Raw genomic sequence first — 11,432 nt, 5'->3', positions numbered from 1 at the left:
CACAGGAAAGGCGGCACAATAGTTCCGCCTTTGTTCTACTTGCTTATGATAAAATACAGCCTTTCTACTATGGCGCTGTGTGCGGCGTTTACTTCCAGTGCGGCAGACCTTGAGCTTCTTCACTCGTTTGAGTCTGAGGTTTATACAGAAGCACAGCCTGTAAAGTCTTTCCTTGATGAATTTAATCACCCGCTAACTTCAGGCGATAGTGCGTTTACTTACAATATTTTTGAACTAGGAGTGAAGTACAAAGGGTTTTCTTTGGGTGCGCAAAGTCGTTACAACTATGTTTTGGAATTCGATCCCGATACTGCACTATTCACTTATTTGGAGAAAAATGATTTATCTTTTGAAAAGAGAAACTATCGATATTTACTCAAAGGTAAGCAGTCTACAACACATGGCGTATTTTTAGCTTATGACATAGAAGCGCTCGGTAATGGGATCACGATTACACCCAAAGTGACATATTACCAAAGTGCACATTTCCAAGACGCCGTCGTCGATGGCAACGTATTCAGTGATGAAATTAAAGGGCAATTACAGACTGAGTACTATTTTTCACGAGATATACTGTTTAAGTCTTTCACTCCTACCGAAAGACCAGATGGAAAAGGGTACTCATTTGATCTTGAAGTTAAATGGCAAGTAAATGATGACCTTAAACTGTCGATAAGAGCAAAAGATTTAATCAATGAAACTAAATATGATGGGGTTGGGTTTGTAAATGGGTTTACAACAGAAGTACCTTTTACAGAGCAAGGAGATAGTATAGTTACTGAGCCATCAGTTCGATTCCAAACCTCTGCTTTTGGCGGTGAAATTGAGTATTCATTTGAACATGATGCTCGCTACTATTTTGATATATCTTACCGATACAACGATCAATTTTCATTTGATGTATTTACCCGAAAGTATAACAGCGACACATTTATTCAAAGCAATGTCCATTATCACTTTAGCGATAATTGGAGCATATTTTCTGGATATGAAACACATTCAAAGGCGGTAGAGCTTGGCATTACAAATAAGTATTTTGGGGTCTCGGTTAAAACGGACAAACTAGATTTAGATGATGCATATTATGCAAAAATTAACTGGTATTTTAAGTTCGCGTTTTAGGGAGTAATTATGAAAAAGTTAAGTGTAATATGCGCTTTGGTTGTCTCTCTAGCTGGTTGCGGTGGAAGTGGTGGTGATGCGCCAAAAGTATTGGATATTGAACCTGGGTTTGGCAATGATGTAAACGCGCAATTAGAAGCTGAAGTAGAGTTTTATTTACCCTCATTTTTAGAGCAAAAAGGTGAATTGGTTATCACTAATCTACAAGATAGCTCTATTTCTAGTCACACAACGGATTCCTTGAGTCAGTTTAGCATCACATTAGCTGTAGGCGGACAGTACCATATTAAATTTGAGCCACAAAACGACCAAATAATGTGTCCTAGAATGCTTGGTTGTGGCAGATCCAAGTTGAATGACCCCAACGATCTAAACGAAAATAATGAAATTGACTTTGGTGAACCAGTCAATGCTAAATTAAACTTAGAACTCATCGCGCTTCCAGTGCCAGGTCTGAATCAGCTTTATTTATCGCCTTATTCGAGCGCAGTTACGTTTAGTAATTATGATAGCCGACCACTATCATTGACAGCAGCGCCGCACTACCATTTAACAATTAACTCTGTGCTACAACGTAGAAAAGCAGAATATGTCGCCAGTGCAATTACTTACGCAGACATCATGCAGCAATACCAATCAGAAATTTCTAACTCGTCACAGTTTGTCGATGCGTTCAACGCAGCCATGTCTGAGGATAACGACATTTGGACTTCGTACTCGGAGTTGGCGAATGAATATCTATCAGACACGCTATTAGGTGAAGACACTAACACTTTATATCGCCAACACGCGGCAAAAACACTTCTCGAGGTTAATGAGTTATTTAGATTGCGACCACTAGATAAAATGCAAAGCTCCATCACGCCTTATAGTAATGAGCTGCTAAGTGAATTAAGAAATGCACTTGGCGTACTTAGGCTTCAAGATGAACAATACAGTGCAGAATTAAAAGAAAAACTTAATGATGTTGAAAACATCGCGAGTGATGATGCACAAGAGGCTTTAGTGACGATCGGAGAGGTGATAGGAGATGTTGTAAAGCACGTATCTCCTGCAGAGGGTTCTGAGGCGGGGCAGTATGAATTAACTGGTTTAGATATTACCTATGAAATACAGTCAGGTTTTCGTTGGAAGGTCACTGGAACTCGTCGTGGCTTCGATGTTAATATTGATGTTAGTGTTCCAGAGTGGCGAATTAGCCCAACCTTAGGAGATAAGGTAGTTGGTACAGGTGGCGGTGTCGTTACCAAAGCAGGCACAAATCTAAACTTTACATTTGAAACTTTTGAAATTGTGTCTAGTAGCAGTTTTGATCCAAACAATGTACAAGAGGTAACTGGTGTAGCGTCAGCTAAAGGTAGCTTAGAGCTGACACAAACGAATGCTGTTTTAACTGGCAAAATTGAGCTTAATGCGATTCGTGAAGCACTGAACATACGTTTAACTAAAACGATAATTCCATATCTGATGGTAGATGGTGTACTAACGACTCCAAATCAAACTACACCGATTAGGCTTTATGCCAGTGAACGGTCTCCGCATGCGTTAACTGAGGAACTTGATCTTACATTTGGAGTACAGTTAGAATTGGCGCTAAATGGTGGTAAAGATCTTCGCATGCAACTGGACGGGGAGCCCAACACTTTTACTAACTTTGGTACGATTGATGTCGCAATGATATTAGGCGGACATGTAAGCGAATTAACAGTAACAAATGTCGGTGGCAATATTAACTTAATCGTTCGCGGTAGAGACGGCTATTGGGTTGATATCAAGAAGAAAGATAAGCTCTATACTGGCGGATTTTATTTTGGTGATAAAACCGTTGGGGATGTTAGGACTATTCGAGGGATCCCTGGAGTGTTGTTTCCAGATGGCAGCTTCGAGTCTTTGTTTTAAATTTAATGAGTAAAAGCAAGAAGGGCCTATTGGCCCTTTTTACTTTTCAGAGGATACAGTGAAGAAAATAGTTGTTATTGAGGCGTTGAAACTCGCCCTAGAAGGTAAGTTGTATGAAGCTAAAGCTGCGGCTGATAGTGCTCGTCAGGATGCTATCCACGAACAGAGCGCCGCAGAAACTCAATATGACTCTTTGAGTATTGAATCGGGTTATTTAGCCGAGGGCCAAAGTGAGAGAGTTGAGCAGGCAATAAGTTCCATAAACGCTTTTAAAGAGGTCTATAGCTTAAATATAACGGAACATGTCGTTGAGGGCGCACTAGTGCGAGTGTCGGACGAAGAAACTGCTGCCTCGAGCTGGTATTTCATTGGACCGACAGAAGGGGGGCTAAAAATTGAGTTCGGGTCAAATCACGTTATGATTTTGACGTTAGCCTCGCCACTGGGACAAGCTATTACGGGTAAAAGCTCAGGTGACGAGGTCGAATTTAATTTTAATGGCCGTATTCAATATCTATGTATTGAAAACATTCTGTAATTACGAAAATAACTTTTTCCTGACGATTTGCCGGTAATTGCTTGGTGTCTGGTTCATGTGCTCTTTAAATGCTCGTGATAATTGACTTTGCGAGCTAAAGCCCACGGTCAGTGCGATGTCTTGAATACTCAAGTTGGTTGAAGACAGTAGATCAGAGGCCTGTTGTATTCTAACCTCTTGTACATAATGAATAGCCGTTTTTCCAGTTGCTGACTTAAAACGCCTATTAAAACTGCGATAGCTCATGTCAAACTGTTCTGCCACATCACTAAGCGAAGAGATTGAGTTTGCGTTATTTTTCAGCCAAAACTGAATTGCAGCGATTTGCTCATCACTATGTCTGTCAACAGCGCCTTCTAAATAACGCTGTTCCTCATACGGCTTTCTGATTTCATGAGAAAAGTTTTGCTGGACGTGATTGGCTGCCTCTTTGCCATAAAACTGACCAATTAGATGTACAATTACGTCAGCCAAGGCATTGAGGCTTGCTACTGTATATATGCGATCGGATTGTGTGATGAAGTAGTCAGGTTTCAGCTGAACATTAGGGTAGCGTTTTGAAAATTGCTTGGCGTAGTGCCAATGTGTCGTAGCAGAATGGCTGTCTAGTACTACTGATTCTGCTAAAAAGCACACTCCAGTGCCCACGCCAATTAAAGTTGCACCGTGATGCCAAGCCTCTGACAGACTCTCTGCAAGCTGAGGGTTATTGGCAACAACGGGTCTTGGATTACGCCAAATGCTCGGTAAAATCACATAATCATACTCCTTCAATGCTTTAAAATTGGACTGTATGTCCATAGAAAGGCCCATTGGTGTTTTTATAACTTCACCTGTCTGGCTTAAACACTCTATGTTAAGCGGCACGAATGAGTCTCGTGAGTGCCGTTTTGCAAATGCTTCGCCAGCGCGGAGCATTTCAATTGGTAAAGTTACGCTAGTGATTAATAATTGTTCATATAATGTTAGTGCTATTCTAATTTGATTCATTATAACTCATCTGACCACTCTATGTTGGCGAAAAAGGCATGATTAATGGCGAAATGTGTGAAGTTATATTATCTACTTCATTCTAGAATTATTGCAACAAATAAGTATTAAACGAGTTATATATGACAGCATTACCTATCATAGTCGGTATGGGCGGTATCAACGCCGCAGGTCGTACATCTTTCCACCAAGGTTACCGAAGAATCATACTTGATAAGCTTGATGATGCTGCGAGAAAGGAAACTTTTCTTGGCCTCGCCACGTTGATGAACTTAGTATCTTTTGAAGAAGGCAAACTAGTAACTCAAGACGGTGAGGTCGTGTGTCCTGAAGATGTTGAGAAAAAATTCGGTGAGCAGATAATTTCTGGCACTTTGATTAGAAAAATAGAAAAAAATCACTTTGATGTGGATGCCACACATTGGCACCAAAAGCTGACGATTACCGCAAATAGTAGTGACGGTATCTCTTTTACTTGTAGAAAACGCGACTTACCGTCACCGGTGCCTAGTAGTTGGGTTGTTGAGGAAATTGAACCAAAAATGGTTAGCGTTAGAGTTCCTGAGCAGCTAGAAATAAAACATGATAGTTATAGGGATAATCCGGTAAAAGCGGCAGGTCAGCTACCGACCGGCTTTGAACCTGCGAAAATGTACAATAGCCGCTATCAGCCAAGAGGCTTGCAAGCTACTATTTTTGCTGCAACCGATGCGATTAAGTCAACAGGCCTAGATTGGGACCAAGTAATTAACAGTGTAAAGCCTGACGAAATTGGGACTTACTCGGCTTCTGTGGCGGGACAAATGGACGCAGAGGGTCTTGGTGGTCTCGTTCGAAACAGATTAAAGGGTGATCGTGTAAGCACAAAGCAGCTAGCTTTGGGCTTAAACACTATGTCTACTGACTTCATCAATGCATATGTTACCGGAAGTGTTGGAACGACTTTTTCTACAACGGGTGCGTGTGCAACATTCTTGTATAATCTAAGAGCCGCTGTAAATGACATTCAAGCTGGGCGTACACGCATTGCAGTTGTTGCGAGTGTAGAATGTGCGTTGACACCAGAAGTCATTGAAGGCTTTGGTAATATGGGCGCATTAGCAAACGAAGAGGGCTTGAAAAAGCTTGATAACTCAGACGTTGCAGATCACCGTAGGACCAGTAGACCGTTTGGTGATAACTGTGGTTTCACAATTGGTGAAGGTGCACAAGTTGCGATTTTAATGGATGACAAGCTAGCACTTGAATTAGGCGCTGAAGTAATGGGTTCGGTCGTGGACGTGTTTGTAAATGCTGATGGTGTTAAAAAATCTATAACAGCGCCAGGGCCAGGTAATTACATTACGATGGCTAAATCCGTTGCGCTTGCACAGCAAATTGTTGGGTCTGAATCCTTACAAAAACGCAGTTTCATCCTAGCACATGGTTCGAGTACTCCACAAAACCGTGTTACTGAATCAGCAATTTATCATAAAGTTGCTGAAGCATTCTCAATTGAAGGATGGAAGTTAGCAGCACCAAAGGCATTTGTAGGTCACACAATCGCTCCAGCTTCTGGTGATCAACTGGCGATGGCATTAGGTGTATTTAGCCATAATATTATGCCGGGCATTACAACTATCGATAAAGTTGCTGATGATGTATGGAATGAGCACCTAGACATCCGAACAGAACACTATGACTGCGGTGAAATGGATGTCGCATTTATTAACTCGAAAGGGTTTGGTGGTAATAATGCGACAGCGACCGTATTCTCACCTAATGTGACTCAAAGTCTATTGAGAAAACGTCATGGAGAAGAAGCGCTTAAATCCTATTCACAAAAGTTGAATCAAACTCTCGTTAATCAGCAAGCTTATAAAGACGCGGCTGATCTTGGTCAATACGAGCTCATTTATCGTTTCGGCAACGGTATGATTGATGAGTCTGGTTTAAAACTTGATCAGGGTGAATTATATATACCAGGATTTGAACAGCCGATATCCCTAAATAATTTGAATCAGTATCAGGATATCAGTAAGTAATTAGAATTAATGTTAAGCAATTAAAGGCGCTAGGGAAAAGCGCCTTTTTTCTGTTTGTAGTTTAACAAATAACACAGCAGCGCAACGACACTCACTTTAAGAAATTTGCATGAAATTCAATGTGGTGTTCGATAAAAGAAGAAATGAAAAAATAACTGTGATCATAACCTTCATGGTTCTGATAATCGACTTCAAAGTTATTAGCACTTGCAGCTTTTACAAAGTTTTCAGGCTTTAACTGTGACTCCAAAAACTGATCTGCGGCACCTTGATCTATCTTGATAGGGAGTTTTCTTTCGTAAGATGATGTTTGCATTAATATAGTAGCATCGTACTCATTCCAAGTAGCAGTATCGCCACCTAGGTAACCTTTAAACGCTTTTTGACCCCAAGGACAGTTAATAGGATTAACGATAGGTGAAAATGCAGATATGCTCTCGTAATCTTGGCTATTTCGCAAACCAATGACTAATGCGCCATGTCCGCCCATTGAGTGCCCACTAATACTTTTTTTGCCGTTTAAAGGGAAGTTGGCTTCAATAAGTGCGGGTAATTCTTTGGTGATGTACTCATACATATTGTAATGGCGACTAAAAGGCGCTTGTGTCGCGTTGATATAGAAGCCAGCTCCTAAACCAAAATCATACGCACCAACACTGTCATCAGCAACATCTTCACCTCTTGGGCTTGTATCAGGTGCGATTATGGCTATACCATGCTCGTTTGCATATTCAAACACGCCGGCTTTTTGCATAAAGTTCTCGTCACTACAGGTTAACCCTGATAACCAATATAAAGAAGGAACCCGTTCACCACTTGCGACTTGCTCAGGTAAAAAAACTGCAAAAGTCATCACGCAATTATTAACGATGCTTGTGTGTTTATAGCGCTTATGCCAACCGCCGAATACTTTGTTTTCGCTGATCAATTCCATACTTACTAATACACCCTTACGTTATTTGGATTGAAGTTTGGTTTATTGGCGGTAGGAAAATCCACCGCCGCTTAGGCATTTAGTAGTGGATGACAGAGCGAATACTTTCGCCTTTGTGCATCAAATCAAATGCCTCATTAATGTCTTCAAGTTTCATTGTGTGCGTAATAAAGTCATTGAGTTTGAATTCGCCATCCATATATCTCTCTACGATTTCAGGCAGCTCAGAGCGACCTTTTACGCCACCAAAAGCACTACCGCGCCAAACGCGGCCTGTCACCAATTGGAAAGGCCTTGTAGAGATTTCTTGCCCAGCACCAGCGACACCAATGATTACCGATTCACCCCAGCCTTTATGACAACACTCAAGTGCGCTTCGCATAACATTAACGTTGCCGATACACTCAAATGAGAAATCAACACCGCCATCTGTCATCTCAACTATGACGTCCTGAATAGGTTTGTCGTAGTCATTCGGGTTGATTAAATCAGTTGCACCTAGCTTTGTGGCTAATTCAAATTTGTCAGTATTGATATCAATACCGATAATACGGCCTGCACCTGCCATCGTAGCGCCGATGATGGCAGACAGACCAATACCGCCTAAGCCAAAAATTGCAACTGTGTCTCCATTTTGCACTTTAGCGGTATTAAGTACAGCACCCATACCTGTTGTGACGCCACAACCGAGCAAGCAAATTTCTTCAAGCGGAGCCTCTTCGTTTACTTTCGCAAGAGAGATCTCTGGCAGTACGGTATACTCTGAGAACGTAGAAGTTCCCATGTAATGGTAGATTGGTTCACCGTCTTTATAGAAGCGTGTTGTACCATCTGGCATTAAACCTTTACCTTGAGTCTCGCGAATTTTTTGACACAAGTTAGTTTTACCTGAAGTACAGAACTTACATTCGCCGCACTCTGGGGTGTAAAGTGGAATAACATGATCGCCAGCTGCTAGACCAGTTACTCCTTCTCCAACAGCTTCGACAATACCAGCGCCTTCATGGCCTAGAATCGCAGGGAATACGCCTTCAGGATCGTCGCCAGAAAGGGTGAAAGCATCTGTATGACAAACGCCAGTAGCGGTAATTTTTACCAACACTTCGCCAGCTTGAGGCATCATTACATCTACTTCTTCAATGCTAAGTGGTTGACCAGGGCCCCATGCAATGGCTGCTTTTGATTTGATAAATTGTCCCATTTCTTTGTTTTCCTACTTTTATAGATGAGCTTAGTATAACCTTTATTGTAAATTTGATAATCTATAAAATAATAAAATACTTTTACGGATATGTAATAATGGACAGATGGGTGGGTATTGATGAATTCGTCGCGGTTGCGGTGTGTGGTTCATTTACTGGGGCCGCAGAACAATTGGATACATCCGTAGCGCAAGTCAGTCGTCGTGTGAAAGCATTAGAGGGAACGTTAGGCTACCAATTATTAAATCGTACGACGCGCAAATTATCTCTAACTACAGAGGGAAACGTTTTTTTATCTCATGCTAAACACTTGCAGCATGTCCTTGATGATGCAACATCTGCACTTCGGCAACGTGATGCGGAACCAGCGGGTAAAATAAAAATAACTGCACCTGTGATGTATGGAGAGCAATACATCATGCCACTCGTTAATAAGTTTATGTCTTTATATCCCAATATTCAGATAGATATGGAGCTAAATAACAATCAGCTTGATTTGATAGAGCAGGGCTTTGATTTTGCAATTAGACTTGGCAACTTAAAGGACTCTTCTTTAAGAGCGAGATTGCTAGCTCACCGGCAAACTTTGGTATGTGGCGCGCCCAAATATTTGCTTAACGTACCTAAATTAGAAAATCTGAATGATTTAGAGCACCATTACTGCTTGTTGGGCAAGTCAAGTGTATGGAGGTTTGTAGATGAAGGGAAAGAGGTGCATTTACATGTTAAAGGTAGACTAAGGTGTAACAGCGGGTGGGCATTAGTGAATGCGGCTGAGCAGGGCCTTGGTTTGGTGCAACTTCCACACTATTACTTAGAGGAAGCAATCGCGAACGGTGCATTGGTAGAGGTCTTACAACAGTTTGAGCCAGAGTCAGAAGGGATCTGGGCGGTATATCCACCCAGAAGGTATTTGCCCACTTCTGTTAGAGAATTACTTGAGTTTCTTGCTAAAGGGTTAGGAAGATACTAACACCCTTTTAACTTAAATTCATAACATCCAACGCTTTGTTTAGTGCTGATTCTCGGCTATGACAAAATGCATCATCGCCTAGCTTTTCACGTACATTAATCTTGTTTAACCTTTCACTCGTTTCCTGATTCGGTGAATAGATAAACACTTGTACGTTTGCATCAACTGCGTCTGAGATAGCGTTTTCAATAGCAAGGCTTACTGTTACGTCCAACATCGCAACGTCACTCAAGTCCAAAACCATCGTTTTATATTCGCTAATCTGCCTATGTTGACGAGCGATAGCTTTTGATACGCTAAAAATCATTGGGCCAGATAAGTAGAAAAATAGTAACTGACCTTGTGCTTTTTCAAGTAGAGATTTCTCATGCGAGGTTAGAGGTACATCCTCGTCAGTATCACTGTCACTGATTGCTTTCACGTGTTGCTCTTGCACACGGCTCAACCTCTCAATCACCATAATATTAGAAATGAAAACACCTAATCCCACAGCAACAATCAAATCAACAAACACGGTTAGTAGCATAACACCATACATGATCGCCATCTGGCTGATACTGATCTTGTGCGCGCGCTGAATAAAGCTCCAATCAAGTATGTTATAACCTACGTATACAGCGATACCTGCTAATACAGCCATTGGAATTGGTTCTGTCAGACTACCAGCTACAAAAACCACGGCCATTAGAATGAGTGCTCTGATAATACCAGCGAGGGGAGATCTTGCACCTACTTGAATGTTTACAACGGTTCCCATTGTTGCACCAGCGCCTGGCAACGCACCAAACAGCCCAGAGATCATATTTGCAATACCTTGGCCACGTAATTCTTTGTCAGAGTCGTGTTCGGTTCTGGTTAAACTGTCTCCAATAACAGCGGTAAGCAGTGTATCTATGCAGCCTAATGTACCAAGTACCAATGCGTCTATTACCATCGAGGTAAATTGGTCAGCAGTAAAAGTTGGCCACACTATCGAAGGTAGTCCGCTTGGGATCTCACCGATGCGATTAATACTGTCTGTATCAAACAATATGATCGAAAGAAGGGTAACTGCAACTAAGGCAACAAGCTGTGCAGGCATATATTGTCGATACTTTTGTGGCAAATAAAACAATATTGCAAGTGTAATTGCACCTAGAAATAATTCTGCAAAGTGCAAATCAAGTATTAAGGTTGGCAGTGCGGACAACGTGCCTAAAACACCACCAGCGGGCGCTTGATGCCCAAGTAATGGTGCAAGTTGCAAAATTATGAGGATCACACCGATGCCAGACATAAACCCTGATATCACGCTGTATGGCATAAGAGTGATGTACTTGCCTAACTTTAGTGTACCCAAAAGTATTTGGAATGCTCCAGCCATCATAACGACTGTAAAGCCCATAGCAAGGCCGCTTTGGGGATATTGAGCCATCATGGTAGTCAGAACAGCTGTCATAATAACAGTCATCGGACCTGTTGGCTCAGAGATTAAGGAGGTTGAACCGCCAAATAAGGCAGCAAAAAGGCCGACGAGAATAGCGCCCCACATTCCTGCTTCTGCACCGGCACCAGAAGCAACCCCGAAGGCAAGGGCAAGAGGGAGAGAAATGATCGCGGTGGTCACACCACCGAATAAATCTCCCTTTAAATTCATATGCTTAAATCTGTCTAGGGATAACATAGAACTTCCATACCGCAAGATTTCACGCATTTTACACTAAATTTAGACATTAAGTAGCGGATAATTAAAAATTTTTTACACAACTAG

The 11,432-nt window shown here is 41.7% G+C and carries 9 protein-coding genes; 5 read left to right on the top strand and 4 right to left on the bottom strand.

The annotated features are described in order from the left end of the window. The first annotated feature begins 45 nt into the window (after positions 1-45). The 3 genes from N482_RS13650 to N482_RS13640 are packed head-to-tail and all read left to right on the top strand — an operon-like array spanning position 46 to position 3,559. A complete protein-coding gene (locus N482_RS13650; protein ID WP_063377558.1) occupies positions 46-1,122 on the top strand; it encodes a hypothetical protein in 1,077 nt (358 codons plus the stop codon). A gap of 9 nt (positions 1,123-1,131) precedes the next feature. After that, the gene (locus tag N482_RS13645) at positions 1,132-3,021 is read left to right on the top strand and encodes a hypothetical protein (RefSeq protein WP_063377557.1); all 1,890 of its coding nucleotides are present in this window, start codon (positions 1,132-1,134) and stop codon (positions 3,019-3,021) included. A 58-nt stretch (positions 3,022-3,079) separates the two neighbouring features. After that, a complete protein-coding gene (locus N482_RS13640; protein ID WP_063377556.1) occupies positions 3,080-3,559 on the top strand; it encodes a GreA/GreB family elongation factor in 480 nt (159 codons plus the stop codon). On the opposite strand, the gene N482_RS13635 is transcribed toward N482_RS13640, so the two are convergent. Further along, entirely contained in the window at positions 3,560-4,549 is a 990-nt protein-coding gene (locus N482_RS13635; RefSeq protein WP_063377555.1) for a GlxA family transcriptional regulator, read from the bottom strand. Between the two features lie 122 nt (positions 4,550-4,671). Between N482_RS13635 and N482_RS13630 the strand changes: the two genes are divergently transcribed. Beyond that, positions 4,672-6,573 carry a beta-ketoacyl synthase gene (locus N482_RS13630; protein WP_063377554.1) on the top strand — a complete coding sequence of 634 codons (1,902 nt, stop codon included), beginning with the start codon at positions 4,672-4,674 and terminating at the stop codon, positions 6,571-6,573. 91 nt (positions 6,574-6,664) lie between these two features. Here N482_RS13630 and fghA read toward each other — a convergent pair whose 3' ends face one another. Both fghA and N482_RS13620 read right to left on the bottom strand, forming a co-directional pair. Beyond that, positions 6,665-7,507 carry an S-formylglutathione hydrolase gene (gene fghA / locus N482_RS13625; protein WP_063377553.1) on the bottom strand — a complete coding sequence of 281 codons (843 nt, stop codon included), beginning with the start codon at positions 7,505-7,507 and terminating at the stop codon, positions 6,665-6,667. A 79-nt stretch (positions 7,508-7,586) separates the two neighbouring features. Then, complete coding sequence (locus N482_RS13620) at positions 7,587-8,708, bottom strand: S-(hydroxymethyl)glutathione dehydrogenase/class III alcohol dehydrogenase (protein WP_063377552.1); 1,122 nt, start codon at positions 8,706-8,708, stop codon at positions 7,587-7,589. 98 nt (positions 8,709-8,806) lie between these two features. Here N482_RS13620 and N482_RS13615 point away from each other — a divergent pair, with 98 nt between their 5' ends. Then, a complete protein-coding gene (locus N482_RS13615) occupies positions 8,807-9,682 on the top strand; it encodes a LysR family transcriptional regulator (RefSeq protein ID WP_063377551.1) in 876 nt (291 codons plus the stop codon). A 7-nt stretch (positions 9,683-9,689) separates the two neighbouring features. Here the strand turns inward: N482_RS13615 and N482_RS13610 are convergent, their stop codons facing one another. Then, positions 9,690-11,345, bottom strand: coding sequence for a SulP family inorganic anion transporter (locus N482_RS13610; protein ID WP_063377550.1), 1,656 nt, complete (start codon positions 11,343-11,345; stop codon positions 9,690-9,692). Positions 11,346-11,432: the final 87 nt, after the last annotated feature.

Source organism: Pseudoalteromonas luteoviolacea NCIMB 1942 (genome assembly GCF_001625595.1).
In the GTDB taxonomy this organism is placed as follows: Bacteria; Pseudomonadota; Gammaproteobacteria; order Enterobacterales; family Alteromonadaceae; genus Pseudoalteromonas; species Pseudoalteromonas luteoviolacea_A.
Note: the sequence above shows the minus strand (reverse complement) of the source record. Positions and strands in the feature narration are given on the sequence as shown.

Coding starts and splice junctions, on each gene's coding strand:
- N482_RS13650 (WP_063377558.1), top strand. CDS start 46: ATGATAAAATACAGCCTTTCTACTATGGCGCTGTGTGCGGCGTTTACT.
- N482_RS13645 (WP_063377557.1), top strand. CDS start 1,132: ATGAAAAAGTTAAGTGTAATATGCGCTTTGGTTGTCTCTCTAGCTGGT.
- N482_RS13635 (WP_063377555.1), bottom strand. CDS start 4,549: ATGAATCAAATTAGAATAGCACTAACATTATATGAACAATTATTAATC.
- N482_RS13630 (WP_063377554.1), top strand. CDS start 4,672: ATGACAGCATTACCTATCATAGTCGGTATGGGCGGTATCAACGCCGCA.
- fghA (WP_063377553.1), bottom strand. CDS start 7,507: ATGGAATTGATCAGCGAAAACAAAGTATTCGGCGGTTGGCATAAGCGC.
- N482_RS13620 (WP_063377552.1), bottom strand. CDS start 8,708: ATGGGACAATTTATCAAATCAAAAGCAGCCATTGCATGGGGCCCTGGT.
- N482_RS13615 (WP_063377551.1), top strand. CDS start 8,807: ATGGACAGATGGGTGGGTATTGATGAATTCGTCGCGGTTGCGGTGTGT.
- N482_RS13610 (WP_063377550.1), bottom strand. CDS start 11,345: ATGTTATCCCTAGACAGATTTAAGCATATGAATTTAAAGGGAGATTTA.